This window comes from Inquilinus ginsengisoli (assembly GCF_031453975.1).
GTDB classification, from domain to species: Bacteria; Pseudomonadota; Alphaproteobacteria; order DSM-16000; family Inquilinaceae; genus Inquilinus; species Inquilinus ginsengisoli_A.
Genome location: NZ_JAVDPW010000004.1, coordinates 426,652 through 451,685 on the forward strand (window position 1 = coordinate 426,652; position 25,034 = coordinate 451,685).

Below are 25,034 nucleotides of genomic sequence, written 5' to 3' on the forward strand. Positions count from 1 at the left end.
CCCTCCCGCAAGGGGAGGGGGGACACCAAAGGGCGGCACCGAGAGGGAACGGAATTCGTCCCGCCCTGACCGTCGAGACCGGAGGCGCGGCCGGTGCCGAACCTGAACTATGTCGCCAAACGGCTGATCCAGCTGGTGCCGACGCTGGCCCTGGTGCTGCTGGTGATCTTCGTCCTGGTGCGGCTGCTGCCGGGCGACCCGACCAGCGCCATGCTGGGCGACCGCGCCACCGATGCCGACATCGCGCGGCTGAACGCCCAGCTCGGCCTCGACCGGTCGATCCCGATGCAGTTCCTGCTGTTCCTGGAGCGCATCGTGCAGGGCGACCTCGGCACCTCGATCCATCTCAAGGTGCCGGTGATGCAGCTGATCCTGGACCGCATGCCGGTGACCCTGGCGCTGACCGGCTTCGCGGCGCTGCTGGCCGTGTTGATGGCGGTGCCGCTGGCCTTCGTCGCGGCGATGCGGCGCGGCCGCCCGGCCGACACCGCGATCCGCGGCGCCTTCCAGATCGGGCTGTCGATGCCGATCTTCTATCTCGGCCTGGTGCTGCTGACCGTGTTCGCGGCGCAGTTGCGCTGGTTCCCGGTCGGCGGCTACGGCGACAGCTGGGGCGACCGTGCCTGGCACCTGTTCCTGCCGGCCTTGACCCTGGCGCTGAGCCTGTCCGCCGTGCTGATGCGCAACCTGCGCGCCTCGATCATCGAGGTGCTGGGTGCGGAATATGTCGATTTCGCCCGCTCCAAGGGCCTGGCGGCCCGGCTGGTGCTGGGCCGCCATGTGCTGCGCAACGCCCTGATCTCGACCGTCACCCTGTTCGGCCTGTCGGTCGGCACCCTGATCGGCGGCGCGGTGATCACCGAGACGGTGTTCGCCATTCCCGGCGCCGGGCGGCTGATGATCGACAGCATCTACGGCCGCGACTATCCCGTGGTGCAGGGCCTGACCATGGCCATGGCCGTGCTGGTGTCGCTGGTGTTCCTGGCCACCGACCTGGTGCAGGCCGCGCTCGACCCCCGGGTGAAGGCATGACCGCGCTCGGCCTCGCCCCGACCCGGTCCCGCAAGCGGATCTCGCCGGCGCTGCTGGCCGGGATCGTGATCCTCGGCCTCAGCTTGGCTCTGGCGATCGCGCCCGCCCTGATCGCGCCCTACGACCCCACCGCCTTCGACTACCGCGCCCTGCTGAAGCCGCCGAGCTGGGCCCATCCCTTCGGCACCGACAATTTCGGCCGCGACATCCTGAGCCGGGTGATCTGGGCCTACCGCATCGACATGCAGATCGCGCTGTTCGCCACCCTGTTCCCGGTGGTGTTCGGCACCGCGGCCGGGGCGCTGGTCGGCTATTACGGCGGGATCTGGGAACCGATCTTCGGCCGCATCGTCGACGTGGTCATCACCTTCCCCTTCCTGGTGCTGGTGATCGCCATCGTCGCCGTGCTGGGCCCCGGGCTGCTCAACATGTACATCGCGGTCAGCGCCGTCGGCTGGGTGTTCTACGCCCGGCTGATCGCCGCCGAGATCAAGGTGCAGAACCGGCTGGACTACGCCGCCGCCGGCCGGGTCATGGGCTATGGCGACGCCCGCATCATCCTGCGCCACCTGCTGCCCAACGCGGTCTCGCCGGTGCTGGTCTACTGGATGACCGACATGGCGCTGGCGATCCTGCTCGGCGCCAGCCTGGGCTATCTCGGCCTCGGCGCCCAGCCGCCCGCCGCCGAATGGGGCCTGTTGATCGCTGACGGTAAGAACTTCATGTCCCAGGCTTGGTGGATCACCATCTTCCCCGGCGTCGCCATCGTGATCACCGGCTTCGGCTTCAGCCTGCTGGGCGACGGCGTGGCCGACCTGCTGCGGCCCGAGACATGACCGACACCGTCCTCTCGATCCGCGGCCTGACCGCGAGCTTCCCGACGTCACGGGGCGAGGCCGCGGCCGTGGCCGGCGTCGACCTCGACCTGCGCGCCGGCGAGGTGCTGGGGCTGGTCGGCGAATCCGGGTCGGGCAAGAGCGTCACCCTGCGCGCCATCCTCGGGCTGGTGCGGCCGCCGGTGCGGATCGCCGGCCAGGTGCTGTGGCAGGGCCGCGACCTGCTGACCCTGCCGCCCGCGGCGCTGCGCCGGGTGCGCGGCGGCGAGATCGCGACCATCTTCCAGGAGCCGATGACGGCGCTGAACCCGGTGCTGCCGATCGGGCTGCAGATCGACGAGAGCCTGCGGGCGCACACCCAGCTGGGCCGCCGGGCGCGGCACGACCGGGCGCGCGAACTGCTGGACCTTGTCGGCATTCCCGCCGCCGCCAAGCGCCTCGACGACTACCCCCACCAGTTCTCCGGCGGCATGCGCCAGCGGGCGATGATCGCCATCGCCCTGGCCTCGGAGCCCCAACTGCTGCTGGCGGACGAGCCGACCACGGCGCTGGATGTCACCATCCAGGACCAGATCCTGACCCTGCTGCTGCAGCTGCGCGACCGGCTGGGGATGAGCGTGATCCTGGTGACCCACGACCTCGGCGTGGTGGCGCAGAGCTGCGACCGCATGGCGGTGATGTATGCCGGGCGGGTGGTCGAGACCGGGCCGGTGGCGGATGTGTTCCGGCAGCCCCGCCACGCCTATACGCTGGGCCTGCTGAATTCGGTGCCGCGCGGCGACGGTCCCCGCCAGCCGCTGCAGTCGATCGAGGGATCGCCGCCGTCGCTGACCGACCGGCCGCCCGGCTGCGCCTTCGCCCCGCGCTGCGCCTTCGCCACGCCGTATTGCCGGGCGGAGCTGCCCGTGCTGACCGCAGCGGGCCATGATGCCGCCGTCGCCTGTTTCGAGACCGACCGCGTTTCCGCGGCCCGGGGGGCCGCATGACCGCGCCGCTGCTGGAAGTCTCCGGCCTGACCAAGCGCTTCCGGATGGACCGGACGATCGGCGACACGCTGCGCCGCAAGCCCCACCCGGCGGTGCATGCGCTGAACGGCGTCGACCTGTCGGTGCGGCGGGGCGAGACCCTGGGCATCGTCGGCGAATCCGGCAGCGGCAAATCCACCCTCGCCCGCTGCATCGTCCGGCTGATCGAGGCCGATGAGGGCACGCTGCGCTACGACGGCGTCGACATCCGGACATTGGCCGGAAGCGACCGCCGCGCCTTCAACCGCCGCGTCCAGATGGTGTTCCAGGACCCGCGCGGATCGCTGAACCCGCGCATGACGGTGCGCCAGACCCTGGCCGAGGCGCTGACCGTCCACCGCATGCGCCCGAAGGCCGGGATCCCGGACCGCATCGCCGAGCTGATGGAGCTGGTGCGGCTGCCGCCCGAGGCGGCCGACCGCTATCCCCATGAGTTCTCCGGCGGCCAGCGCCAGCGCATCGGCATCGCCCGCGCCCTGTCGGTCGAGCCGGAATGCCTGATCGCGGACGAGCTGGTCTCGGCCCTCGACGTCTCGGTCCAGGCCCAGGTGGTGAACCTGCTGCTGGAGCTGCAGCAGCGGCTGGGCCTGACCATCCTGTTCGTGGCGCATGACCTGCGGCTGGTCCGCCACCTCTCGCACCGGGTGGCGGTGATGTATCTCGGCAGCATCGTCGAGACGGCGGAGACCGAGGCGCTGTTCGCGGCGCCGCAGCACCCCTACACCCAGGCGCTGCTGGCCGCCGCCCCCGATCTGGATCCCACCCGGCGCCACCGCGTTCCCGCGGCGAAGGGCGAGCTGCCCAGCCCGGTGAACCTGCCCAGCGGCTGCACCTTCCATCCGCGCTGCCCCCACGCCTTCGACCGCTGCCGCAGCGAGGCGCCGCTGCCGCGCCCGACCGCGACCGGCACCGCCGCCTGCCATCTGCTGGACCAGGCGGCGCCGGCCGCGGCGCCGAACCGACAGGAGATCCCCGCCCATGGGCTATGACCGTTTCGTCGCGGAATCCGGCCGGGTGAACGACGTGCTGAACGCCGTCAACCTGCTGACCTGGGACGCCCGCACCCAGATGCCGGCCGGCGGCACCGCCTCGCGCGGCCAGCAGATCGCCACCCTGACCTCGCTGGCCCGGGGGATCGTGACCGGCCCGGCGATGCGCGATGCCCTGGCCGCGGCCTGGGACGAGGTCGCGGCCGAGCCGGAGGACAGCCGGCGCCGCCGCGCCGTGGCGGCGATGCAGGAGGGGCTGGCCGCGCTGGACCGCATCCCCGAGCCGCTGCTGCATGAGGCCGCACTTTTGAAGACCGAGGCGCAGGCCGCCTGGGTGGCGGCGCGGGCCCGGTCCGACTTCCCGGCCTTCCGGCCCTATCTGGAGCGCAGCTTCGCCCTGCAGCGCCGCGTCGCCGACGCGCTGGGCTGGGCCGAGCACCCCTATGACGCGCTGGTGGCGCAGTACGAGCCCGGCATGACGCTGGGCCGGCTGCACCCCCTGTTCGCCGCGCTGCGCAGCCGCCTGGTGCCGCTGATCGCCCGGGCCCAGGCCCGGCCGGCACCGCGGCGCGACTTCCTCGAGCGCGACTATCCCGTCGACCGGCAGAAGGCCTTCGCCCGGACCCTGACCGAGCTGGTCGGCTTCGACTACGGCCGCGGCCGGCTGGACGAGGCGGTGCACCCGTTCGAGATCTCATTCACCCGCGGCGATGTCCGCATCACCTCGCGCTACCGGCCGAACTTCCTGCCCGCCGGGCTGTTCGCCGCGCTGCACGAGGCCGGGCACGGCCTGTACGAGCAGGGCATCGACCCGGAGCTCGGCCGGTCGGTGCTGGCGACCGACATCGTCAACCTCTACGCCGTCGGCGGCGCCAGCTTCGGCCTGCACGAATCCCAGTCGCGGCTGCTGGAGAACCGGGTCGGCCGGTCCCGCCGGTTCTGGGAGCTGCATTTCCCGCTGCTGCGCGACGCCTTCCCGCAGCAGCTGGCCGACGTCTCGGCCGAGGAGTTCTGGCGCGCGGTCAACCTGGTGCGGCCCGGCCTGATCCGGGTCGAGGCCGACGAGCTGACCTACGACCTGCACATCATGCTGCGGGTCGAGCTGGAGGCGGCGGTGATCGCCGGCGACCTCACGGTCGCCGACCTGCCCGCCGCCTGGGCCGGGCGGATGCGCGACGATTTGGGCCTGGAGGTGCCGGACGATGCCCGCGGCGTGCTGCAAGACATCCACTGGTCGACCGGCTATGTCGGGTCGTTCCCGACCTACACCCTGGGCAATGTGATGGCGTCGCAGCTGTTCGCGGTGGCGGAGCGGGATCCCGCGGTCGCGGGCGGGCTGGAGACCGGCGACTACGCCCCGCTCCGGAACTGGCTGAACCAGGCGGTGCACCGCCACGGCCGGTCGCGCCTGCCGGACGAGATCCTGCGGGCCGCCACCGGCGGCGGCCTCGACCCCGCCCCCTACCTCGCCTATCTCGAGGCGAAGCACGGCGGCTGAGGCCGCGGCCGCCCGCGGTCACATCGATGTCACTTGTCAGACTTGTTCCGTGCGACAATTGTATCGCGGTCACGACTCCGGCCATCCCCAGCGGCTGCGCGCCAGCCCATGGCCGGATCACGTCGACCCGAAGTCCAGACCTGTCATATCGTCGAATCCGTCGTTTCCCGGGAGGAATGGGATGAAATATCTGCACACCATGGTCCGCGTCACCGACCTGGAGCAGTCGCTGCACTTCTATCGCGACCTGCTGGGCCTGAAGGAGACCCGCCGCATCGAGAACGAGAAGGGCCGCTTCACCCTGATCTTCCTCGCGCCCCCGGGCCAGGAGGACGCACCGGTCGAGCTGACCTACAACTGGGACCCGGAGACCTACACCGGCGGCCGCAACTTCGGCCACCTGGCCTATGAGGTCGACGACATCTACGAATTCTGCGACCGCGTCCAGAAGGCCGGCGTCACCATCAACCGGCCGCCGCGCGACGGCCATATGGCCTTCATCCGCTCGCCCGACAACATCTCGATCGAGATCCTGCAGAAGGGCGGATCGAAGCCGGCCGCCGAGCCCTGGGCGTCGATGCCGAACACCGGCGTCTGGTAAGGTCAGCTCCGTCCCCTTCTTCCTGTCATTGCCCGGCTTGACCGGGCAATCCAGGGGCCACAAAGAGCCGCTCTGGCCGCCCCTGGATGCCACGGTCAAGCCGTGGCATGACAGACGGAGGGGGATGGCAATGGTCTGGAGGGCTGGAATGACATCGCCGCTGCGCATCGCCGGCCTGACCCTGCTGGCGCTGCTGTCCGGCTGCGCCAGCCAGGCCGCCACGCCCTCCCCGCCCCCGGCCGCCGCGACCGCCGACGCGCCGCTGCGCTGGAAGGCGCTGCTGGTGGCGGGCGACGACGCCGAACCGGTGTTCGACAACGGCGTCGACGCGCTGCAGCGCAAGCTGCGGTCCTTCGGCATCCCTGCCGCCGACATCGCCGTGCTGAAGGCCGACGCCCGGCGGCCCGACGCGGTGATGACCGGGACCAATTTCGAGGCGCAGATGGCCCGGCTGGCCGGCCCGGCCACCACCGGATGCTTCGTCTACATCACCTCGCACGGCGCCCATGGCTACGGGCTGGTCTCGGCCCGCGACGACGCGGTGATCCCGCCCGCCTGGCTCGCCGGCCTGCTGGCGGAATCCTGCGCCGGGCGGCCGACCGTGCTGGTCACCTCCGGCTGCTATTCCGGCCTTTACACCGACACGCCGGCGCTGACCACGCCGGACCGCATCGTGCTGACCGCGGCCAGGGCCGACCGGCCGTCCTTCGGCTGCGGCGCCGGCGACCGCTACACCTATTACGACCAGTGCTTCCTGGCCTCGCTGAAGCGCGGCGCGGCCTGGACCGCGATCGCCGCCAATGTCGCCGGCTGCGTCGCCCGGCGCGAACGGGCGGGCCGTTTCCCCGCCTCGGAACCGCAATCGGCCTTCGGCCGCGACGTCGCCGGCCTGACCGCGTTCTGAGGGCGAGGCTCGATCGGCCCGAGGCCAACCTCTCCTACTGCGCGGTCCAGCCGCCATCGACCGAGATGGCGGTGCCGGTGATCTGGTCGGCTGCCGGCGAGCACAGGAAGGCGACGGTGGCGCCCAGCTGCTCCGGCGTCACGAAGGTCATCGAGGGCTGTTTCTCGCCCAGCAGCTGCCTGGTCGCGTCGTCCTGGCTGATCTTCTTGTCCGCGGCGATCGCGGCGATCTGCTTCTCGACCAGCGGCGTCAGCACCCAGCCGGGGCAGACCGCGTTGCAGGTGATGCCGTTGCCGGCATTCTCCAGCCCCACCACCTTGGTCAGCCCGACCAGCCCGTGCTTGGCCGCGACATAGGCCGCCTTGTGGGTCGAGGCCACCAGGCCATGCGCCGAGGCGATGTTGATGATCCGGCCCCAGCCCTGCCGCTTCATCTCAGGGATCGCCGCGGCGATGCCGTGGAACGCCGCCGACAGGTTGATCGCCAGGATCGCGTCCCACTTCTCGGCCGGGAACTCCTCGACCGGGGCGGTGAACTGGATGCCGGCGTTGTTCACCAGGATGTCGACCCGGCCGAGCTTGGCGACCGTCGCGGCGACCAGGCCGCGCACCGCGTCGCCCTTCGACATGTCGGCGCCGTCATAGACCGCGCGCACGCCATGCTCGCGCTCGATCCCGGCGCGGATCGCCTCGATCTCGCCGGCGTCGCCGAAGCCGTTCAGCACGATGTCCGCGCCCTGGCCGGACAGCACCTTGGCGATGCCCAGGCCGATGCCGCTGGTCGATCCGGTGACGATCGCAACCTTGCCCTTCAACATGAGTGATTTTCCTTGCGTATGGGAGCGAATGAAGGCGGAACCGGCCTATACGCCGCGGTGGACGTCATGGGTGACGACGCCGACCTCGGGCGCGGGGCGGTTCAGCCGGCGGGGGTCGGCCAAAGTGCGGCGGATGTCGTCCAGGCCGCTCTGCCAATGCTCGCGCATCGCGTCCAGCCCGAACTCGTAGTCCTTGGAGTGGCCTTCGAACATCTTGGCCTGATAGATCAGGTGCACGATGTTGTAGACACGGTGGCAGGCCAGATCCGCGACGGCCTGGATCTCCGGATCCTGCTTCGCCGCGTCCGGCAGCTTGTTCATCACCGTCTGCAGCGCCTGGCGCATCTTCTGCATCTGCAGCATGTGGCTGGTGATGGCGCGGGTCCGGCTGGAATACTGGATGTCCTTCTGGCGGCTCGACACCTCCATCAGATCGTCGGGCAGCCGGCCCTTGGCCGACCACAGATCGACCTGGAAGGTCAGGGTGTCGCGCCGCGGCTCGGTCGACAGCACATAGGACAGGGGGGTGTTGGAGACCACGCCGCCGTCCCAATAGTGCTCGCCGTCGATCTCGATAGCGGGGAAGCCGGGCGGCAGGGCGCCCGACGCCATGAAGTGCTCCGGCCCCAGCCGCCGCTCGCTCGTGTCGAAATAGGTGAAGTTGCCGCTGCGGACATTGACCGCGCCGACGCTGACCCGCATCTCGCCGGAGTTCAGCCGGTCGAAATCGATCAGCCGCTCCAGCGTGTCGCGCAGCGGCGCGGTGTCATAGAAGCTGGTGGCGGCGTCGCCGGCGAAGGGCGAGAGGTAGGGCGGCGGGAAGCGCGGTTTGAAGAAGCCGGGCTGGCCCTGGAACAGCGCCCGCATCGCCGCGGCGGCGTTGTGCGCCGGGCGGAGATCCATGGTGAAGGGCAGCGCCGCCTCGGCCAACCCACTGGTCTCGGGCCATTTCACCGGGGTGGCGCAGATGGTTTCCCACAGCTCACGCAGCCGGTCGACACGCTGGGATTCGGGCGACCCGGCGATGACGGCGGTGTTGAGCGCGCCGATCGAGATCCCGGCCAGCCAGGTCGGGCGGATGCCGGCCTCGTGCAGCCCCTCATAGACCCCGGCCTGGTAGGCGCCCAGGGCACCGCCGCCCTGCAGCACCAGGGCCACCACGTCATAGGCCGGTGGTTCGACCCGCCCGGGCGCCCTGTGGACCAACTTGCGGTTGACGCCTCGCATTCAATGCTCTCCCGAAGGCCGCTCGACCCAGGTCGATCGGCTTCATGCCCAGTGGTTGCAGAGGAATTCCGTCGCGGCTCAGGCCAGGTAGTCGTGCACCACGGTGCCGAGGCCGAGGGTCAAATCGGCGACCAGGTGCTTGGCCGACAGCACCTCCAGCACCGGCAGCTCGGCGATCGGCGCCAGCGCGTGCGGGTACAGGTCGAGGGCGCCGGGGCCGGTCCAGGCGCCCTTCACGGTGATGTCCTCGAGATAGTATTTCACCAGCTCGCAGATCCGCGCGGTGCCGTCGACATGCGGGATGATCTTGAGCAGGAAGTTCGGCGCCCCCAGCCCCTTGGTCTCCGCCGCGAGGTCCAGGGTGCGGTGCTTGTAGCCCATGGTGCCGGTGGCGATGCGGATCGACCCGTAGTTCAGGGTGCCGACCAGCGTGTCGGTCTCGACCGCCAGGGTCGGCTGCGCCAGCTTCTTGGGGAAGCCCCACAGCTCGCGCCCGCCGGCGATCGGGGGGTGGTCGTTCAGGAACATCTGGTGGGTGTAGCCGCCGAGCTGGCCCTCGAACCGCACCGGGATCACCTGACCGCTCTCGGTGTAATCGCCGAAGCCGGTCGAATCCGGCATGCGGATGAACTCGTAGTTCACCACCGGCTCGACGATCTCCAGCGGCTCCGGCACCACCCGGCGCAGCGCCTCGGGGTCGGTGCGGTAGCGGATGATGAAGTACTGGCGGTCGACGAAACGGTACGGCCCGGGCGGGAAGGCCGGGCTGGTCAGCGGCATGGCGAAGGCGGTCTTCCGCACGGTCTCACGATCCATCGGCGTCTACTCGGCGAGAACGGCAATCGGATCGCCGCAACCGTGAATTGCGACGTCGTTGCCGGGGAAGGAAGGACCCGCCACTGTCCGCGGGGGCTGGAACAGTGGCGGGCTGCGAACATCAGCGGGGTCTGGGGGGAAGAACCGCTGTGCCGTGAAACCATAGCGGAACGAGCCCGCCCCGCTAATCGGACGCGCGAGTAGTACGGGCGATACCTAGGAATAGGTGGGGCGCGCTCGAACGCTATATTCGGACCAAGGCCGCACGCAGATTGTGTTCCACTGCAATCGGGATGTCTGCAGCGACGTCCGCCGTCGGAACGCCGGCGCCATGGCCGGATTTCCTTGCGATGGATGATGCCGAGACTGCCGAGACGATAGCGCGCTGCCTCTGGTTCGTGCGCAGGCCGTCAGGCGAGTGTGAGATAGATTTCGGCCTCGATCACCCAATCCGCGCCGGACTTGCGCCATTTGGCGGTGTAGCTGCCGGATGCGAGAGGCAGGCCGGTGGCGGTGACGCCTTGCCAGCGACCGTGCTCCAGGGCGATGGGTTCGATGGGCGAGACGAGAATGGTCTCAGGGGTACGGGTGTAGATCGTGCGCAAGGGCGCGGTGAATTCGCGCTCCCACGCCACGAGTTGGGCCTTGCGGCCGGAGATGACTGCGCTGTCCGTGCCGGTGATGAGGATGGCGTTCTGAGCAAGGAGAGGGCCGATGGCGTCGAGGTCCGCCTTGGCCAGGGCGCGATTGAAGGCGTCGCGGCGCTTGCGGATGGCGTGGTCGGGAGCAGCAGTCATTTTGCCTCGATCCCATCCGCCACCGGCCGCCGCATGAACAGGCGCGGCGCAACGTCGACGCCCTTGGTGGCGATCATGTGGCGGATCGCAGCCAGGCCGGGGCCGAGATCCCCGTCCGGGATCGGGACGAAGCCGAGCCTGGCGTAGTAGGGCGCGTTCCACGGCACGTCGCGGAAGGTCGACAGCGTCAGCGCTGGCAGGCCACGGTCGCGGGCAATGGCGTCGATCCGCGCGATCAGCGCCGCGCCCAGGCCGCGGCGGCCATGGTCGGGATCGACGTCCAGCTCCTCGATGTGCAGGGTGCCGTCGACCTCCCCGAACATGGCGAAGGCCACCGGCCGGTCCGCCGCATCGACGGTGACCAGCAACCGGCCGGCGCGCGCCCGCAGCAGCACCTCCCCCACCTCCGACGGGGCGGAGGCCGCGATCTCGGGCAGGCCGACGCTGCGGAACAGCATTCCTGCCGCCATCTCGATGGCACGCACGGCCTCGACCTCGTCCGGCCGCCCGGCGCGGATGCGGTAGGCCCCCTCCTCCGTCATGCGCTCAGCTCCGGCCTGGTCTTGCCGTCCATCGCATCGCCGGCATAGGTGCCCGCCGCCAGCGCCAGGTGGCGGTGCAGCAGCGCCGCCGCCCATTCGGTGTCGCCGGCGTCGAGCGCGGCCAGGATCGCCAGGTGCTCGCGGCAGGACTGCTCGACCCGGCCCTGCGGCAGCTGCACGAAATCGGCGTATTCCTGCATCCGGCGCAGGCTGTTCTGCTGCCGCACCGCCTGCAGGAAGAAGCGGTTGCCGGAGCAGGCGGCCAGCATCTCGTGGAAGGCGGTGTTGACCCGGAACCACTCCTCGGTGCCGACCCCGCCGGCCGCCCGCGCCAGGATGTCCTCATGCGCCCGGCGCAGCTGCTGAAGCCGGTCGCGGTCGAGCCGGAAGCCCGGCTGCCGCAGGGCTGCGCATTCCACCACCATGCGGAACTGGTAGCTCTCGGCCACCGCCTCGTCGGTCTCCAGCGAATCGACGAAGCGCCAGCCATGGCCGCGCTGGCGCTGCACCAGCCCTTCGGCGGCGAAGCGCATCAGCACCTTGCGCACCACGCCGCGCGAGACGCCGTAGCGCGGGATCAGCTCGGCCTCCGAAACCTCCTGCGGCAGGCGGCCATTGGCCCGGTCGGTCATGATCGCGGTGTAGACCGCCTCGCCCTCCGACCGTGGGATCAGCCGCGACATCTCGGCGTCGCCGGGCAGCCGCAGCACCACGAAGCCCCGGCCGGCCCCGGCCTCCAGCACCGCCTGGGCCACCAGCAGGTCGAGCGCGCCGCGGATCGGCGAGCGCGACACGCCCAGCGTCCGGGCCAGCGCCTGCTCCGAAATCCGCATGCCCGGCACCCAGGCCTCGTCGCGCATGCGCTCAACGATCTGCCGCGCCAGTTCCAATTGCAGCGGGCTCGCCCGCTCCGCCGCTTCTGCCGCTGCTGCCACGCTGTGCTCCACCCTGACGTCCCTCTTCATGATAGCGATCGCGCAGCGCGGGGAAAGGGCGTGCGCCGAGCACGCAAAAATCTTTCAACTTTGCATCGCCTGCAAAAAATCTGTTCTTCATGAAACTGAAATGCAATAGCGTGTGAAGCTCCGGAGACAACGGATCCCTGATCATGACGACGCCCTTTCCCTTCGTCGACGTCCACGGCACGCCGCGCGAACGCGGCCGGCAGTATGGCGCGGCGGCCGCCGACCGCACCCGCAAGAGCGTCGAGGTCTATGCCCGGCAGCTGCGCGACCTGGGCTATGACTGGCCGGAGATCCGCGGCTTCGTCACCGATTTCCTGCCCAAGATGGAGGAATTCGCGCCCGAGCTGGTCGAGGAGATGCGCGGCATCGCCGAGGGCGCCACTGTCGATTTCGAGGCGGTGGCCCTGATCAACTGCCGCACCGAGGTGATGCAGCTGGCCCATCGCCGCAAGGGCGTGGTCGAGGACGACCCGGACGGCTGCACCGGGGCCGTGATCATGGGCCCGGCCAGCGCCGACGGCAGCGTCATCCACGGCCAGAACTGGGACTGGCGGGCGGAATGCGCGGACACCGCGATCGTGCTGCGGGTGCGGCGCGAGGACGGCCCCGACGTGCTGACCTTCACCGAGGCCGGCGGCCTGGCCCGCAACGGCATGAACTCGGTCGGCACCGCGATCACCGCCAACTACCTGGAATCCGACCGCGACTACAAGCTGGGGGTCGGCATCCCGCTGCCGCTGATCCGGCGCAAGGCGCTGGAGCTGGAGCATTTCGCCCTGTCGCTGCGGACCATCGCGATCACGCCGAAATCGGCGTCGAACAACATGATCCTGAGCAACGCCGGCGGCTTCGCCATCAACTTCGAATGCGCGCCGGACGAGACCTTCCCGCTGTATCCCGAGGACGGCCTGCTGGTCCACGCCAACCACTGGATCAGTCCGGTGGCGCTGGGCAAGCTGCGCGAGGCCGGCACGCCTAGCACGCCGGAGAGCTTCTACCGCGACTGGCGGGTCAAGCAGATCCTCAAGGCCAAACACGGCAAGCTGACCGCCGAGGACATGAAGGCTGCCTTCTTCGACGATTTCGGCACCCCCTATGCCGTGTGCCGGCCGCCGCGCCCGTCGCAGCACGGCAACCTGTCGGCCACCGTCGCCATGGTGATCATGCGGCCGGCCGAGGGCATCATGGAGGTGGCGCCGCTGCCAGCGCTGAACCGCACCTTCACCACCTATTCGCTCGACCTCTCCAGCCGGACCAAAAACGCGGCCTGAACGCGGTCCGGCTTCCTGCATCGCCTCACACAGGGGGCTTCCATGACCAGACTTTCCGTTCTTGCGTTCGCGGCGGCGCTTGGGCTGGCCGTTCCAGCCCTGGCGGCGGCGCCGTCCGACACCATCCGCGTGGCGCTGAACGGCGACCTGCGCAGCACCGACCCCGGCACCAAGCGCGACGACAACACCGATGCGGTGATCCTGCATGTGGTCGAGGGCCTGGTCGCCTATCGCGAGGACGCCTCGGTTGGGCCGATGCTGGCCGACAAGATCGCCGTCTCCGATGACGGCAAAACCTACACCTTCACGCTGCGCGACGGCGTCAAGTTCCACAACGGCGCGCCGATGACCTCGGCCGAGGTGGTGTGGAGCTGGAAGCGCTGGCTCGACCCCAAGACCGAATGGCGCTGCCTGCCGGAATTCGACGGCCGCGGCCGGATCAAGATCGAGGCGATCGACGCGCCCGACCCGAAGACCGTGGTGTTCCACCTCAACGCCCCCAGCGCGCTGTTCCTGACCACCATGGCCCGGACCGACTGCGCCGAGGGCGCGATCATCCATCCGGATTCGCTGGCCGCCGACGGCAGCTGGAAGGCGCCGATCGGCACCGGCCCGTACCTCTTGGAGAAGTGGGAGCCGGGGCAGTACGTCCAGCTCAAGCGCTTCGCCGACTATGCCTCGCGCGGCGGCGACCGCGACGGCTACACCGGCGGCAAGCAGGCGGTGGCCGAGACCATCCGCTTCAACATCATCGGCGACCCCGCGGCGGCCAAGACCGCCCTCCTGTCCGGCGACATCGACCTGGTGCCGGATGTCGACATCGCCGACAAGCTGGAGCTCGACGGCCAGAAGGGCGTGCGCACCCAGCTGGCGCAGACCCTGTCGATGAGCGCGATCCTGCTGCAGACGCGCGACCCGCTGCTGAAGGACGTCCGCATCCGCAAGGCGCTGGCGCTGGCGATCGACACCAAGCAGATCACCGAGGCGGTGACCCAGGGCACCTCGCCGCCCAACGCCTCGGTGGTGCCGTCGGCCAGCCCCTACTACACCGACGCCGAGCGCCAGGGCTACACCGCCAATGTCGACGAGGCGAAGGCGCTGCTGGCCGAGGCCGGCTACACCGGCCAGCCGATCAAGATGCTGGTCAACCGCAAGTACAAGAGCGTCTACGACACCGCCATCCTGGCCCAGGCGCTGGCGCAGCAGGCCGGCATCAACATCGAGCTGGAGGTGCTGGACTGGGGCGCCCAGCTGGACCGCTACACCAGCGGCCAGTACCAGACCATGTCGTTCAGCTACTCCGCCCGGATGGACCCGGCGCTGAGCTACGAGATGGTGTCGGGCCCGAAGGACACCCAGCCGCGCAAGGTGTGGGAGAACCCGGAGGCGCTGAAGCTGATCCAGGAGGCGATGGTGACCGGCGACCCCAAGCAGCGCCAGGACATCTTCGACAAGCTGCACGCGATGCAGATCGCGGACGTGCCGCTGATCGTGACCTACAATGGCGCGGAGATCGCCGCGATCTCCGACCGGATCGAGGGCTATTCGCCCTGGACCGCGTCGAAGCCGCGGCTGTGGAACGTGACGATCAAGAACTGATCCTGCGGTCGGGAAAGGCTCGCCGATGGTTCGCTTCCTGCTCCAACGCCTGGGCATGGCTGTGCCCACCCTGCTGATCGTGGCCGTCATCGTGTTCGGGATGATCCGCCTGATCCCGGGCGACCCGGTGACGCTGATGCTGGGCGACATGGCCGACCCCTCCAGCGTCGCCGACCTCCGGCGCTCGCTGGGGCTCGACCAGCCGATCCCGCTGCAGTTCGTGTACTGGCTGGGCCAGGCGCTGTCGGGCGATTTCGGCCATTCCATCAGCACCGGCCAGGCGGTGCTGCCGCTGATCCTGGACCGCTTCGCGGTCAGCGCCACCATCGTGCTGGTGGCGGTCGGGCTGGCCAGCCTGGTGGCGGTGCCGGCCGGCATGATCGCGGCCTGGCGGCAGGACAGCGCGCTCGACCTCGCGGTCGTCGCCAGCGCCACCTTCCTGCTGTCGATCCCCAGCTTCTGGCTGGGCCTGCTGATGCTGCTGCTGTTCGGGCTGAAGCTGCAGTGGCTGCCGGTGATCGGGTACACCCCGTTCGGCGAGGATGCCGGCGCGGCGCTCCTGTACATGATCATGCCGGTGGCGACGCTGGTGCTGATCGAGACCGGCGTCGTTGTCCGCATGGCCCGGGCCAGCACCATCGAGGTGATGCGGCTGGAATACATCACCCACGCCCGGGCCAAGGGCCTGTCGGAAAGTGCTGTGCTGTGGCGCCACGCCTTCCGCAACGCCTTCGCCCCGACCTGGACCCTGATCGGCCTGATCCTGGGCAACCTCCTGGGCGGCATCGCCGTGGTCGAGACCGTGTTCACCATCCCCGGCCTCGGGCGGCTGCTGGTCGATTCGATCTACGCCCGCGACTATCCGGTGGTGCAGGGCTGCCTGCTGTTCGTGGCCGGCATCTATGTCCTGGTGAACCTGTTCGTCGACCTCCTCTACCCCCTGTTCGACCCGCGGGTGACGGCATGACGGCACAGGCTGAGACCCCCGCCCCGGCCGCCATCGCCCGGCGGCGCCGGCTGCGCGCCAATGCGACGATCGGCGGGCTGATCATCGGCACCCTGATCACCGTCGCCCTGCTCGGCGCGGTGTGGACGCCGTACGACCCGCTGAAGATCGACATCCTGCAGCGCTTCAAGCCGCCCACGGCGGCGCATTGGCTGGGCACCGACGAGTTCGGCCGCGACGTGCTGAGCCGGGCGATGAGCGGCGCCGCCACCAGCAGCTGGATCAGCCTCCTGACCGTCACCACCGCGGTCACCGGCGGCACCCTGGTCGGGGTGCTGACCGGGTATCTCCGCGGCTGGGCCGACCGGGTCATCATGATGTTCAACGACGCGCTGCTGGCCTTCCCCGGCATCCTGCTGGCGCTGGGCATCATGACCATCCTGGGCGCGAACAAGTACGGCATCATCCTGGCCCTGGGGCTTGCGTACATGCCCTCGGTGGTGCGGGTGGTGCGCGGCACGGTGCTGTCGATCCGCGGCAGAGAATACGTCGAGGCGTCGCAGGTGATGGGCAATTCCGAGCTGTTCACCATGGCCCGGCACGTGCTGCCCAACTGCATCGCGCCGCTGACCGTGCTGGCCACCAGCATGTTCGGCTGGGTGCTGCTGTCGGAGAGCGCGCTGAGCTTCCTGGGCCTCGGCGTGCCGCCGCCGGCCGCCACCTGGGGCAACATGCTGGCCGCCGCCCGGCCGTACATCGCCACCGCGCCGTGGCTGGGCATCTTCCCCGGCCTGTGCATCTCGGTGACGCTGCTGGGCATCAACCTGTTCGGCGACGCCATCCGCGACCGTCTCGACCCGAGGATGCTGCGATGAGCCCCCTGCTCTCGGTCGAGCACCTGACCATCCAGGCCGGCGACGGCGGCCCGCTGGTGGTCGACAACCTCAGCTTCGCCCTGCCGGCCGGCGAGATGCTGGCGCTGGTCGGCGAATCCGGCAGCGGCAAGACCATGGCGGCCCGTGCCGTGCTGGACCTGCTGCCGCCGCCGATGCGGCGGGTCGGAGGCCACATCCGCTTCGACGGCCAGGACCTGGCGGCGCTGCCGCCCAAGGGCCTGCGCCGCATCCGCGGCGCCCGCATCGGCATGGTGTTCCAGGAGCCGATGGTGTCGCTGAACCCGGCGATGCCGATCGGCCGGCAGATGGCCGAGGCGCTGAAGCTGCATCTGCGCCTGGACGATGCCGAGATCCGCCGCCGCAGCCTGGCGATGCTGGAGCGGATCCAGATCGCCGACCCGGAGCGCTGCCTGGCCGCCTACCCGCACGAGTTCTCCGGCGGCATGCGCCAGCGCATCATGCTGGCCTCGGTGATGCTGACCAAGCCGGCGCTGCTGATCGCCGACGAGCCGACCACCGCGCTGGACACGCTGGTGCAGCGCGAGGTGCTGGACCTGATGGTCGAGCTGACCCGCGAGAACGGCACCGCGGTGCTGATGATCAGCCACGATCTGGCGATGGTCGCCCGCTACGCCCGCCACGTCGTGGTGCTGCAGCGCGGCCGCGCCGTCGACGGCGGCCCGACCGAGCAGGTGCTGCTGCACCCGCGCGACGACTACACCCGCCGGCTGCTCGACGCCCTGCCCAAGCGCGGCCCGGCCCGCCCGCCGGTGGACCGGACGGTGCCGCTGCTGGCGGTCGAGAACGTCACCATCGACCATGCCGGGCGGCAGCGCCTGTTCTCGCGCAGCGCGGCCAAGCGGGCGGTGGACGGGGTCAGCCTGGCGATCCATCCCGGCGAGACCCTGGCGCTGGTCGGCGGCAGCGGCAGCGGCAAGACCACGCTGGGCCGCGCCATCATCGGGCTGAAGCAGCCCTCCGGCGGCCGCATCCTGTTCCGCGGCCAGGAGGTCCATGGCGGGCGGGGCCCCGGCGCGCGGGACCACCGGCTGAACTGCCAGATGATCTTCCAGGACCCCTATTCCTCGCTCGACCCGCGGATGAAGATCGGCGCCATCGTGGCCGAGCCGCTGCGGCTGGCGCCGGAGATGAGCGCGAGGCAGAAGGCCGACCGGCTGGCCGAGACCCTGGCCGATTGCGGCCTGTCGCCGGAGCATGCCGGCCGCTACGCGCACCAGCTGTCGGGCGGCCAGCGCCAGCGCGTGGCGATCGCCCGGGCGATCATCCGCCGCCCGGCGCTGGTGATCGCCGACGAGCCGGTCTCGGCGCTGGACATGACGGTGCAGAAGCAGATCCTGGAGCTGTTCCGGTCGCTGCAGGAGCGCTACGGCTTCGCCTGCCTGTTCGTGTCGCACGACCTCGGCGCGGTCGAGCAGGTGGCCGACCGGGTGGCGGTGATGCAGTCGGGCAAGATCGTCGAGACCGGGCCGCGCGACACGGTGTTCGACCACCCGCAGCACGACTACACCCGCGAGCTGCTGGCCGCGGCCCCGTCGCTGCACCGCCTGGACGGCGGCGGCTTCGAGCTGAAGGGCCGGCGCATCGCGGCAGCGTGAGGGCGGGCGACGGGTTGACGACCCTTCGTCACCGCCCATGCCTGTTCGGCAGTTGCTCCTCCCGCCATGTCTGCCATCGGCGGCGCAGTTCACCGGCGCGCAGGCCGATGGGGATATCGGATACGCTGGCCGCGAGCATGCGGTCGGTGCGGAAATGCCGGAAATCCTGCCTGAGCTCGCACCAGGCCACGAGCAGGCGGCTGGTCTCGGCATAGCCGAGGATCACCGGCCATACCGTCCGGTCGGTGATCTCCCCGGCCTCGGTCCGGTATTGCAGCTCGAGCTTGCGGCCTGCACGGATCGCCCATCGGAGATCGGCGATGTCGATGGTTTCGGCCGGCGGCGGCAACACCGGCCTGACGCCCATGCTCGGCTCGACGATGAAGGGCCGCAAAGTCTCTGGAATGACGGAGGCGATCTTCGCGACGACATCCCGCGCCGCATTTGCGATGAGAGCATCGGAATGTCCGGCAACCCATTGCGCGCCCAACATGACGGCCTCGATTTCGTCGGGCGTCAGCATGAGCGGCGGCATGTCGAAATCCGGATCCAACCGGTAGCCGAACCCGGCCTCACCGGAAATCGGAACCCTCTGGCCGATCAGGTCGCCGATATCGCGGTAGACGGTACGCTTCGAAACCTCGAGCTCTTCCGCAATCGCCGCCGCGGTGATCGGCGACCTCGTCCGACGCAGGATCTGGACGATTTGAAAGAGACGATCGGCTCGACGCATGTGCTGACTCCTGCTGCCAGGATGGTGGCAACAAGGCTGTGCGACAAGATCCCGGCGGCCGGCGAGGTCGCTGAAACAAGGGTCTCCCATGAAATTCGCATCGGTCAGGATCATTGCCGCCGACATCGGCTCGATGGTTGCTTTCTACGAGATGGTCACGGGGCTCAGAGCGCAATGGCTTGCGCCGGTTTTTGCCGAGATCGTGATGCCCGGCGCCACCTTGGCCATCGGGGCCGTCGAGACCGTGGCGCTGTGGAAGGAAGGCAGCGCCGCACCGGCAGCCAATCGCAGCCTTTTCATCGAATTGCAGGTCGAGGACATCCAGTCCGAATATTCTCGCCTGGAGGACAATGTCGCCCTTGTGCATGGCCTGAAGACCATGCCGTGGGGCAATACGACGTTTCAGTTCCGAGACCCGGAGGGCAACGCCGTCTCTCTCTACATGCCGACATCCGAGGCTGCGAAACGCCGCTTCGCTTCGCGGTCGGCATAGCGGCGAAACAGGCCTTGCCGCCGGGACGCATTCCCATCCCCGTCCCGATCCCGCATTCTCGCCGCCGCGCGGATGACGCTCGGGGAGGAAGATGTGATCGAAGGAGGGTGCCGCTGCGGCGCCGTACGGTGGCGGCTCGACGCCGACCGTCTGCCCCTGACCTATGCCTGCCACTGCCTGGACTGCCAGACCTGGAGCGGCAGCGCCTTCAGCCAGCAGGCCATCGTGGCGCAGGATCGGTTTGAAGGCACCGGCCCGGTCGGCCAGTTCGACCTGCCCAGCGCCGACGGCCTGCGGATCTCGTACCAGATGGCCTGCCCCATCTGCTTCACCCGGGTCTGGAACACCAACAGTTCGCGCCCCGGCCGGGTCGTGATCCGCGCCGGCAGCTTCGACAACAGCCATCGCCTGACCCTGGCCGCCCATATGTGGACGATCCGCAAGCAGCCGTGGCTGAAGCTCGAGCCGGCGGTCCCCGCCTGGCCGGAGGGTCCACCGCGGGCGGATGAATTCTATCGGCTGATCGGCGCGCCGGTGATGGGGGGTTGAGACAGGAAGCTGGGCAGCTTCTCGGCACCAGCCTTCGCGTTGCGTCTCCCGCCGTCCCCCTTCCCGTCATTGCGAGCGCAGCGAAGCAATCCATCGGGCCGTTCATGCGGGACCATGGATTGCTTCGTCGGCTTCGCCTCCTCGCAATGACGAGGGAGGGGGCGGGAGAGGCGACGCCCCTACCCCGTATCCGGCGCCTCGGCCTGGCGGGCGGGGGTGGCGGGGGGCGCCTCCGGTTCGGGGATGAAGCCTTCCTCCTCCAGCATCTCATCCGCCAGCTCGAGCCATCGATCCGCCTCCGGCGGCAGGCCGAGCTCCCGGCACAGCCGGGCCACCGCCTCCGGCGCCGGGCTGCGCTCGATCATCTCCGCCACCTCCGGCTGCTCCAGCCGCTGGCAGACCCTGGCATGGAGGCGGTCGCTCTCCTCGCTCCCGCTGCCGTCATCGGCCGCCGAGACGACGGCCAGCTTCACCCGCTCGTGGTGCCACGCCCACCGCGGCACCACGGTCGGCCGGGCTTTCGGCATCGGGCAGCGCTCGACCCGCTCCACCACCTCCGGACGCTCCAGCCGCTCGTGCCGTTCCGGCCGCTCGACGGTCTCGGCGCGGAGGCAGCTGGCCGCCTCGCTCTCGGTCCTTTCGACAGCCGCCTCGACAGCCACTGGGGCGACACCCAACGTCGCGTTCTTCTCGTGCCAGTTGGCCATTGGCGATGCCGCAGGCCTGGCTTTCGCCAGTGCCGCCGCACGCTCCTCCGGCGGCCGGGCCATCTCCTCCTCCAGCAGCAGGGTCAACCGCAGTGAGCGGGTGGCGACGGCGATGCGCTGGCAATAGTCGATGCCGGACTGAGGCTTTTGCACCGCCTCGTCGCGGGTCGCCTCCATCACCTCCATCTGGATCTCGGCCGCCCGGGCCAGCAGCCGCAGATGCCGCGCCGCCCGATCCTCCTGGGGAGCGGCCTCCTGCGTCCGGGCGGTCTGCGGCTTGTCCATGGAACATATCATGAACTAGGATCGCGAATTAAAGATAGTGCACATTGTGTGACCCGGCGTGTTCACCCGACCGGCAACCGAAGGGGGCGGTCATGGCAGGCTTTTGCGTGAAACCTCTGGACGAGAGCACCTGGCCGGCCTTCGCCGACCTGGTCGAACGGCACAATGGCGTCTGGGGCGGCTGCTGGTGCCTGAACTTCCACCCGGAGGGCGCCAGGCGGGCGGAGAGCGTCGCGGAGCGGCGGGAGATGAAGCAGCGCCGGGTGCGCGACGGCCGCGCCCACGCCGCCCTGGTGTTCGACGGCCCGGCCTGCGTCGGCTGGTGCCAGTTCGGGTCGGCCGAGGAGCTGACCAACATCAAGCACAAGAAGGCCTATCGCGAGGGCTTCACCGCCCTGCCGGACTGGCGGATCACCTGCTTCTTCGTCGCCAGGACCCATCGCGGCCGGGGGGTCGCGGCCGCGGCGCTGGAGGGCGCGTTGCGGGAGATCGCCCGCCTCGGCGGCGGCACGGTCGAAAGCTATCCGGAGGATGCGGCGGGCCGGTCGGTCTCGTCGTCCTTCCTGCACAATGCGACGCTGTCGCTGTTCGAACGCCAGGGCTTCGAACGGGTGCGCCGCCTGGGCAAGGATCGCTGGCTGGTCACCCGGGTGCTGGCGCCGGCGGCCGCCGGGCCCGCGTGAATTACGACCGTAATCGGAAAGACATCGATCGCAATCATCCGGTCATCGGCGCCGCCATAGATGGGTCTCCCTCTTGCTGGAAGGCGACGCGATGACCGATGACGCGGTGGCGAAGGTCGAGATCGGGAAGTATCTCTACGTCTGGAAAAAGGGAGCGAATTCGCCGGCGGCCCCGACGGCCCTGATCACCGCGCATGGCATGGGCACCCTGATCAACCCGAAGAAGCCGATGAAGCGCAAGGGCGCCGCGACAGTGCCCAACCTCCACTTCTTCGTGCCCCATGGCCATGTCGTGAACGACCTGGGCCTGAGCAGCTTCATCGACCGGACCGTGAACCAGACCCTGACGCCGGAAAACTGCCCGGAATATCTGCTCACCAAATACACGAACACGGATTACGAGAGCAAACTGTCCTTCTGGCGCAAGCACAACGGCAAGAACGAGAACTATCACACGGTCAGCTATTCCCGCGGCCTGGTCGATTACGACATCATCACCATCCGGTCCCGGTTCGACTTCAAGGGCCAGGTCGGCGTCCCGCTGTCCGAGATCCTGGATGAGCTGGAGACGGCGAACCACCAGTACACGGACATCTATTGCGCCTTCTGCCGCGGCAGCAAGCCGGACCCGACGGCGGAGGCGACCGGGACCATCCCCGCCGGGGCTGCCGGCGGCGCCGCCACTCCGTGACGAAGCGGTGCCCTAAGACGGCGCCCGCCGGGCTTTCTTTCCCTTCGCACTCGACTTGGCTGACACAGCGCTCTCCCCCTTTGCCGCAGGCTTGGCAGCGTTCGCGGGCGCCGCCTTGGAGGGACCCGCCTTGGGGGCAGCGGCGGGCTTTGACCCCTTGGCCTTCTGCGCCTTGGCTGGCCGGGGCGCCTCGACATCGACCCATTTGCCGGTTCTGCCCGAAGCAATGATCGCGTCGCAAACGACCGTCGTCTCCAGCGCGTCGCGGAAGGTCGGCGCGGCCGGCTTGCCATCGGCAAGGCCCTGCAGGAAATCGGCGACCTGGTGCACGAAGGAATGCTCGTAGCCGATGATGAGCCCCGGCACCCACCATTTGCCGAGATAGGGGTGCTCGCCGTCCGTGACCAGGATGGAGGTCCAGCCGCGCAGTGCGCCGGGCGTGCGATGATCGAACCATGCGAGACGGTTGAGGTCGTGCAGATCCCAGGCGAAGGAGCCCTTCTCGCCGTTGATTTCCAGCGTATAGGCCGCCTTGTGCCCGCGCGCGTAGCGGGTGGATTCGAAGGTGCCGAGCGAGCCGTTCGAAAAATGGGTCAGCACCGCCGCGGCATCGTCGATGCCGACCTGCCGCACCTTGCCGGTCAGCGCATGCTTGCGCTGCTTGACGAAGGTTTCGGTCATGGCGGTCAGGTTCCTGATCGAACCGTTGATCCAGATCGCCGTATCGATGCAGTGCGCGAGCAGGTCGCCGGTCACGCCCGAACCGGCCGCGTCGACATCGAGCCGCCATGTCCCGGCGCCGCCTTGCGGCACGTCGGGTGAGATGGTCCAGTCCTGCAGGAATTTCGCGCGGTAGTGATAGATCTTGCCGAGCAGGCCCTGGTCGACGATCTGCTTGATCAGGCTCACCGCCGGCACGCGGCGGTAATTGTACCAGACCATATTCGGCACGCCGGCCTTCTCGACCGCCTGCACCATCGGCAGGCCTTCGGCGGCGCTGCGGGCCAGCGGCTTCTCGCAGGTCACCATCTTGCCGGCCTTGGCCGCCGCGATCGCGATCTCGGCATGGCTGTCGTTCGGCGTGCAGATATCGATCACATCGATATCCCTACGCTCGATCAGCTTGCGCCAGTCGCTCTCGACCCCCTCATAGCCCCACATCTGCGCGAAGGCCCTGGCCTTCTCGCCATTGCGGGCCGCGACGGCCTTCAGGACCGGCCGATAGCCGGTGTCGAAGAACTGCGAGACCTTGCCCCAGGCATTGGAATGGGCCCGCGCCATGAAGCCGTAGCCGACCATGCCGACATTGAGTGTCTTGGCCATTTTCGTTTCCCCGCTTTCAGTCTTCGCGCCAGCCATGGGCGTCGCGGACCTTGATCATGGCGCCGAGCACGGCATTCCAGGTCTTCTGGTCCTCCATCACCGCATTCGGGAACATGCAGCCGTCCCAGCAGATATGGCGCATCCGCCTGGTCAGGGTCCCGTCGCCGTCGCGCAGCCAATACCCGGCATGCCTGGTGATATCGAGCTTGCCGTTCGGGTCCGTGACCTGGCAGTGGCGGCCGGTCTTCTCATGGTCGCCCGAGCCGAACACGGTGCCGTCATTCTGCGCGACGTGGAAATCCATCGTCCAGGGCCGGAGCGCATCGGCGACCGTCCGGTAGGCGGCGTCGAGCGTCGCCTGATCGGACCAGTCGAAATCCTTGGGCAGGATGCGATCCTGCTCGGCGTTATAGCCCAGCGTGTAGAGCATCGAATGCGCCATGTCGGCCTGGAAGCCGACCACGCCCGGGCGATCGACGAGCTCGAGCAGCTTCACCATTTCCCGCCAGGAATGCATGCCGCCCCAGCAGATCTCGCCCTCGGCGACGAGGAATTCGCCATGATCTTCGGCGATGTCGGCCGCTTCCGAGAAGGTCCGGGCGATCAACCGGGTATTGCCTTCCGGATCCCGGTCCCAGGCCTCGACGCCCACGGAGGAGTCGATCCGGATTCCGCCGGTGGGGCGGATGCCGAGCTCGCGCATCTGCCGGCCGATGGCGCAGGCTTTCCGGACCTGCTCGACGAAGCGCTTGCGGTCGTCGGCCGAACCCATGGCCGATCCGCCGCCGGCGCCACCCCAGATCGGCGCGACGAAGGAGCCCACTTTCAGCCCATAGCCGGCGATATGGTCGGCCATCCGCTTGACCGCATCCTGATCGCTGTCGATCGACACATGCGGGTCGGTGATGAAGAGGTCGATTCCGTCGAACCTGACGCCGTCGACCTCGGCGTCGGCGGTCAGGCGCAGGAGCGTATCGAGCGGAATGATGGGCTCGGACTCGCCGCCCTTGCCGACGATTCCCGGCCAGGCGGCATTGTGCAGTTTCGGAAAATTGTTGGCCATCGGATCCTCCCAGATCTGAAGTCGTGCAGGCATTCTTTGACTGCCGGTTTGCCCGGTCAGCGTCTCAAACCTCTCCAGGCCGCTTCGGCCGCGCCATCGACGAGCTCGCAGCCAACGGGGCCGACGCAGG

General features: G+C 69.2%; 26 protein-coding genes. 16 read left to right on the forward strand and 10 right to left on the reverse strand.

Annotation, left to right across the window (positions count from 1 at the left end; translation table 11 throughout):
• Positions 1–93: 93 nt before the first annotated feature.
• From E9232_RS13590 to E9232_RS13620, 7 genes are all read left to right on the forward strand, one after another.
• Positions 94–1,032 (forward strand): ABC transporter permease, encoded by a 939-nt coding sequence (locus E9232_RS13590; RefSeq protein WP_309794683.1) that lies wholly within the window; start codon positions 94–96, stop codon positions 1,030–1,032.
• Complete coding sequence (locus tag E9232_RS13595) at positions 1,029–1,868, forward strand: ABC transporter permease (RefSeq protein WP_309794684.1); 840 nt, start codon at positions 1,029–1,031, stop codon at positions 1,866–1,868. The genes E9232_RS13590 and E9232_RS13595 overlap by 4 nt, the downstream gene beginning before the upstream one ends.
• Entirely contained in the window at positions 1,865–2,854 is a 990-nt protein-coding gene (locus E9232_RS13600) for an ABC transporter ATP-binding protein (protein WP_309794685.1), read from the forward strand. The genes E9232_RS13595 and E9232_RS13600 overlap by 4 nt, the downstream gene beginning before the upstream one ends.
• Positions 2,851–3,882: an ABC transporter ATP-binding protein gene (locus E9232_RS13605; RefSeq protein WP_309794686.1), complete on the forward strand. Its 1,032-nt coding sequence runs from the start codon at positions 2,851–2,853 to the stop codon at positions 3,880–3,882. The genes E9232_RS13600 and E9232_RS13605 overlap by 4 nt, the downstream gene beginning before the upstream one ends.
• Positions 3,872–5,380 carry a carboxypeptidase M32 gene (locus E9232_RS13610; RefSeq protein WP_309794687.1) on the forward strand — a complete coding sequence of 503 codons (1,509 nt, stop codon included), beginning with the start codon at positions 3,872–3,874 and terminating at the stop codon, positions 5,378–5,380. The genes E9232_RS13605 and E9232_RS13610 overlap by 11 nt, the downstream gene beginning before the upstream one ends.
• Before the next feature lie 181 nt (positions 5,381–5,561).
• Positions 5,562–5,981, forward strand: a complete 420-nt coding sequence (locus E9232_RS13615) for a VOC family protein (protein WP_309794688.1) — start codon at positions 5,562–5,564, stop codon at positions 5,979–5,981.
• Positions 5,982–6,129: 148 nt separating this feature from the next.
• A complete protein-coding gene (locus E9232_RS13620) occupies positions 6,130–6,885 on the forward strand; it encodes a C13 family peptidase (RefSeq protein ID WP_309794689.1) in 756 nt (251 codons plus the stop codon).
• A gap of 34 nt (positions 6,886–6,919) precedes the next feature.
• Here E9232_RS13620 and E9232_RS13625 read toward each other — a convergent pair whose 3' ends face one another.
• The 6 genes from E9232_RS13625 to E9232_RS13650 form a co-directional block, all read right to left on the reverse strand.
• Positions 6,920–7,702, reverse strand: coding sequence for a 3-hydroxybutyrate dehydrogenase (locus E9232_RS13625; RefSeq protein ID WP_309794690.1), 783 nt, complete (start codon positions 7,700–7,702; stop codon positions 6,920–6,922).
• Positions 7,703–7,747: 45 nt separating this feature from the next.
• A complete protein-coding gene (locus E9232_RS13630; RefSeq protein WP_309794691.1) occupies positions 7,748–8,929 on the reverse strand; it encodes a DUF3734 domain-containing protein in 1,182 nt (393 codons plus the stop codon).
• A gap of 78 nt (positions 8,930–9,007) precedes the next feature.
• A complete protein-coding gene (locus tag E9232_RS13635; protein WP_309794692.1) occupies positions 9,008–9,745 on the reverse strand; it encodes an acetoacetate decarboxylase in 738 nt (245 codons plus the stop codon).
• Between the two features lie 410 nt (positions 9,746–10,155).
• Positions 10,156–10,542 (reverse strand): nuclear transport factor 2 family protein, encoded by a 387-nt coding sequence (locus E9232_RS13640; protein WP_309794693.1) that lies wholly within the window; start codon positions 10,540–10,542, stop codon positions 10,156–10,158.
• The gene (locus tag E9232_RS13645) at positions 10,539–11,084 is read right to left on the reverse strand and encodes a GNAT family N-acetyltransferase (protein ID WP_309794694.1); all 546 of its coding nucleotides are present in this window, start codon (positions 11,082–11,084) and stop codon (positions 10,539–10,541) included. The genes E9232_RS13640 and E9232_RS13645 overlap by 4 nt, the downstream gene beginning before the upstream one ends.
• On the reverse strand, positions 11,081–12,049 hold the full coding sequence (locus E9232_RS13650; RefSeq protein WP_309794695.1) for a GntR family transcriptional regulator: 969 nt from the start codon (positions 12,047–12,049) through the stop codon (positions 11,081–11,083). The genes E9232_RS13645 and E9232_RS13650 overlap by 4 nt, the downstream gene beginning before the upstream one ends.
• 143 nt (positions 12,050–12,192) lie before the next feature.
• Here E9232_RS13650 and E9232_RS13655 point away from each other — a divergent pair, with 143 nt between their 5' ends.
• The 5 genes from E9232_RS13655 to E9232_RS13675 are packed head-to-tail and all read left to right on the forward strand — an operon-like array spanning position 12,193 to position 18,377.
• A complete protein-coding gene (locus tag E9232_RS13655) occupies positions 12,193–13,320 on the forward strand; it encodes a C45 family autoproteolytic acyltransferase/hydrolase (protein ID WP_309794696.1) in 1,128 nt (375 codons plus the stop codon).
• A 42-nt stretch (positions 13,321–13,362) separates the two neighbouring features.
• Entirely contained in the window at positions 13,363–14,919 is a 1,557-nt protein-coding gene (locus E9232_RS13660; RefSeq protein ID WP_309794697.1) for an ABC transporter substrate-binding protein, read from the forward strand.
• A 25-nt stretch (positions 14,920–14,944) separates the two neighbouring features.
• On the forward strand, positions 14,945–15,886 hold the full coding sequence (locus E9232_RS13665) for an ABC transporter permease (RefSeq protein WP_309794698.1): 942 nt from the start codon (positions 14,945–14,947) through the stop codon (positions 15,884–15,886).
• A complete protein-coding gene (locus E9232_RS13670; protein WP_309794699.1) occupies positions 15,883–16,740 on the forward strand; it encodes an ABC transporter permease in 858 nt (285 codons plus the stop codon). Before E9232_RS13665 ends, E9232_RS13670 begins: the two co-directional genes overlap by 4 nt.
• Positions 16,737–18,377: an ABC transporter ATP-binding protein gene (locus E9232_RS13675; RefSeq protein ID WP_309794700.1), complete on the forward strand. Its 1,641-nt coding sequence runs from the start codon at positions 16,737–16,739 to the stop codon at positions 18,375–18,377. The genes E9232_RS13670 and E9232_RS13675 overlap by 4 nt, the downstream gene beginning before the upstream one ends.
• 28 nt (positions 18,378–18,405) lie before the next feature.
• Here the strand turns inward: E9232_RS13675 and E9232_RS13680 are convergent, their stop codons facing one another.
• On the reverse strand, positions 18,406–19,110 hold the full coding sequence (locus E9232_RS13680; RefSeq protein WP_309794701.1) for a helix-turn-helix transcriptional regulator: 705 nt from the start codon (positions 19,108–19,110) through the stop codon (positions 18,406–18,408).
• Between the two features lie 88 nt (positions 19,111–19,198).
• On the opposite strand from E9232_RS13680, the gene E9232_RS13685 reads away from it, so the two are divergent.
• Positions 19,199–19,603 (forward strand): VOC family protein, encoded by a 405-nt coding sequence (locus tag E9232_RS13685; protein ID WP_309794702.1) that lies wholly within the window; start codon positions 19,199–19,201, stop codon positions 19,601–19,603.
• 93 nt (positions 19,604–19,696) lie between these two features.
• A complete protein-coding gene (locus E9232_RS13690; RefSeq protein ID WP_309794703.1) occupies positions 19,697–20,152 on the forward strand; it encodes a GFA family protein in 456 nt (151 codons plus the stop codon).
• Between the two features lie 179 nt (positions 20,153–20,331).
• On the opposite strand, the gene E9232_RS13695 is transcribed toward E9232_RS13690, so the two are convergent.
• The gene (locus tag E9232_RS13695) at positions 20,332–21,144 is read right to left on the reverse strand and encodes a hypothetical protein (RefSeq protein WP_309794704.1); all 813 of its coding nucleotides are present in this window, start codon (positions 21,142–21,144) and stop codon (positions 20,332–20,334) included.
• 92 nt (positions 21,145–21,236) lie between these two features.
• Here E9232_RS13695 and E9232_RS13700 point away from each other — a divergent pair, with 92 nt between their 5' ends.
• A complete protein-coding gene (locus tag E9232_RS13700; RefSeq protein WP_309794705.1) occupies positions 21,237–21,827 on the forward strand; it encodes a GNAT family N-acetyltransferase in 591 nt (196 codons plus the stop codon).
• Between the two features lie 91 nt (positions 21,828–21,918).
• Positions 21,919–22,518 (forward strand): putative adhesin, encoded by a 600-nt coding sequence (locus E9232_RS13705; RefSeq protein WP_309794706.1) that lies wholly within the window; start codon positions 21,919–21,921, stop codon positions 22,516–22,518.
• Between the two features lie 12 nt (positions 22,519–22,530).
• Here the strand turns inward: E9232_RS13705 and E9232_RS13710 are convergent, their stop codons facing one another.
• Together E9232_RS13710 and E9232_RS13715 are read right to left on the reverse strand one after the other, a co-directional pair.
• Positions 22,531–23,841 carry a Gfo/Idh/MocA family protein gene (locus tag E9232_RS13710; RefSeq protein ID WP_309794707.1) on the reverse strand — a complete coding sequence of 437 codons (1,311 nt, stop codon included), beginning with the start codon at positions 23,839–23,841 and terminating at the stop codon, positions 22,531–22,533.
• Between the two features lie 16 nt (positions 23,842–23,857).
• Positions 23,858–24,904 carry a sugar phosphate isomerase/epimerase family protein gene (locus tag E9232_RS13715; RefSeq protein ID WP_309794708.1) on the reverse strand — a complete coding sequence of 349 codons (1,047 nt, stop codon included), beginning with the start codon at positions 24,902–24,904 and terminating at the stop codon, positions 23,858–23,860.
• Positions 24,905–25,034 lie beyond the last annotated feature (130 nt).